Source organism: Acinetobacter sp. YH16044, assembly GCF_013417145.1.
Taxonomy (GTDB): Bacteria; Pseudomonadota; Gammaproteobacteria; order Pseudomonadales; family Moraxellaceae; genus Acinetobacter; species Acinetobacter amyesii.
In genome coordinates, this window is sequence record NZ_VPEK01000105.1 from 1 (window position 1) to 2,162 (window position 2,162).

Here is a 2,162-nt window from a genome sequence, read left to right on the forward strand (position 1 = left end):
TATAACTGTAAAAAACTATCTTTAGGTAGGTATCAACTGACATTTAGCCCATTTTAGGTAGGTATGAACTGACATTTGGTAGGTATGAACTGACATTTAGCCCATTTTAGGTAGGTATGAACTGACATTTTGAGTGCCACGGCAAAGGATTTTTCAATTTCGGTAAAAGAAAATGTCAAAATAAAAAGTTTAGGTAGGTATCAACTGACATTTTGACCACCTGAAGCTGCTATTTGCTAAGATTTTGGGGTTTTAGGTAGGTATGAGCTGACATTTTGCCCCCTTTAGGTAGGTATCAACTGACATTTTGAGTGCCACGGCAAAGGATTTGACAAATCCTTTAACCGAAATAGACTACTTTTGGCCTTTTTCTACAGCATTCTTAATTTCAATGACAGTTAATGGTTCTCCATTTTTTTTCCAAGTATGTAATCCTTCTAACACCTGAATAAAAAGTTTATTTGCATCAAAATACCCTTTTTTATGTTTAAGAACTTCCTTAAAAATTTCTGATTTTCTGACTTCATCCTGGAAACGTTTGGTATTTACAATCCGGTTAGTGATCTGTTCAGGCTTTTCATTACTTATATCTATATTGAGTTTTTTAAAAGCTGCAATCACAGCTCCACCTAGCTGATACTTTCGATGATCTTCAGCAGTTCTTTTTTTCTTGGTTTCTTTTTTCTGCATCTGACTGAGATAAATTTCTAGATCCTTATATTCCAGCTGCTGCGCCTTAAATCCCAGATACCTAGTACACATCACTTTCAAGGTATTGATCTCGGCTGGGTCTAAAGTACCCTTCAGGTAATTACCATACATTTGAATAAATTTGGCCTCATATTCAGTTGGTTGAGGCAAAATAGAAAGCTCATCGAATAGGGTCTTTAGTTTTATATGCTCACGATATGGTTTTAATGCCTCTTTGACCAAGATCTGTTGAGCTTCAGACAACATCTCAAAATTAAAGTCTTCAGCTTGTAAGGCATCAATGACCTGATTCTGTAAGTCGGTCCGTGGATCTTTTTCTAAGAGATATTCCACAAAAGCATGTAACTCTGCCACTTGAAGTAATTGAGCTGGTCTTCCACGTTTTTTTGCTTTTTCAACAGTCATCATCTGCCGCCTAATTTTCAGAACTGCAACCTCTTTAAATATGGTTTTACCATATTTAAAGAGGGCAGTCTGAAAATAATTATTTAAAATAAAAATAAAATTTCTTGAAAAGAATTTTTATTTTTATTTTAAATAATTCGCACTTGACAGTTTCTCCTGATCGGAGAAACTAGTACGCAATGGGGCGCTTCCCCCTTGACCCCCTTCAACCGGATTTTTCAGCCATCCAGGCATTCCAAATCCGGGCGGTTTTCATTCCGTTTCACTGCATAAAAACCGATCCCAGACCAACAAAAAGGTGAGCATGGCCAGTTATCACTTCAGCGTCAAAAGTAAAAATAAAGGCTACGCCACCCAGCATTACCTCTATATTGCTCGGTTGATGCAGTACGAAGGCATCAGGAAAAAAAGCGAAGAAGTCCTAGAACATGTTGAACCTGGACGTTGCATGCCCGCCTTTGTCAAAGATCCGATTGAGTTTTGGCAGGCAGCAGATACTTATGAACGAGCCAATGCCAAGGCCTACATGGAGTATGAAATTGCCCTACCAAATGAATTCACGCCAGAACAGCGTAAAACGCTCATAGAGACGTTTTTAGACAAACATATAGTTCCACAGCAATATCCGCATTCATACGCCATACATAACGTTAAATCGCGCCTCAGTGGCGAAGATCAGCCTCATTGTCACATCATGTTCTCGCTAAAAGCCGATGACAGTATTGAACGGACAGCCGAACAATATTTCAAACGCTATAACCCCAAAGATCCAAGCAAAGGCGGTGCAAAGAAAATCCAGCTGCAGGATGGCCACGCAGACTATTCCACTTTTTTAATTTATATCCGAAAACAATGGGAAAACCATCTGAATGATGCCCTTGCACAGCACTGTCCAACCGTCACCTACACACTGGATGGCCAAGACATCACCATCAAAAATCAGGTTTCAGCTGACAACTATGAGAAATACAACGAGATCCATGGCACCTTGTATCTCCCGGAACCCAAATTAGGTGCTGGGAAACAGAATGAAACCGTGGAATACC

Annotated in this window: 2 protein-coding genes; one reads left to right on the forward strand and one right to left on the reverse strand. The window is 39.3% G+C overall.

Annotated elements, in window-relative coordinates:
* Positions 1 to 354: 354 nt before the first annotated feature.
* The gene (locus tag FTV38_RS17190) at positions 355 to 1,116 is read right to left on the reverse strand and encodes a hypothetical protein (RefSeq protein ID WP_180023015.1); all 762 of its coding nucleotides are present in this window, start codon (positions 1,114 to 1,116) and stop codon (positions 355 to 357) included.
* A 304-nt stretch (positions 1,117 to 1,420) separates the two neighbouring features.
* On the opposite strand from FTV38_RS17190, the gene FTV38_RS17195 reads away from it, so the two are divergent.
* On the forward strand, positions 1,421 to 2,162 hold a 742-nt coding region (locus tag FTV38_RS17195), incomplete at its 3' end, for a MobA/MobL family protein (RefSeq protein ID WP_180023014.1).

Coding starts and splice junctions, on each gene's coding strand:
- FTV38_RS17190 (WP_180023015.1), bottom strand. CDS start 1,116: ATGACTGTTGAAAAAGCAAAAAAACGTGGAAGACCAGCTCAATTACTT.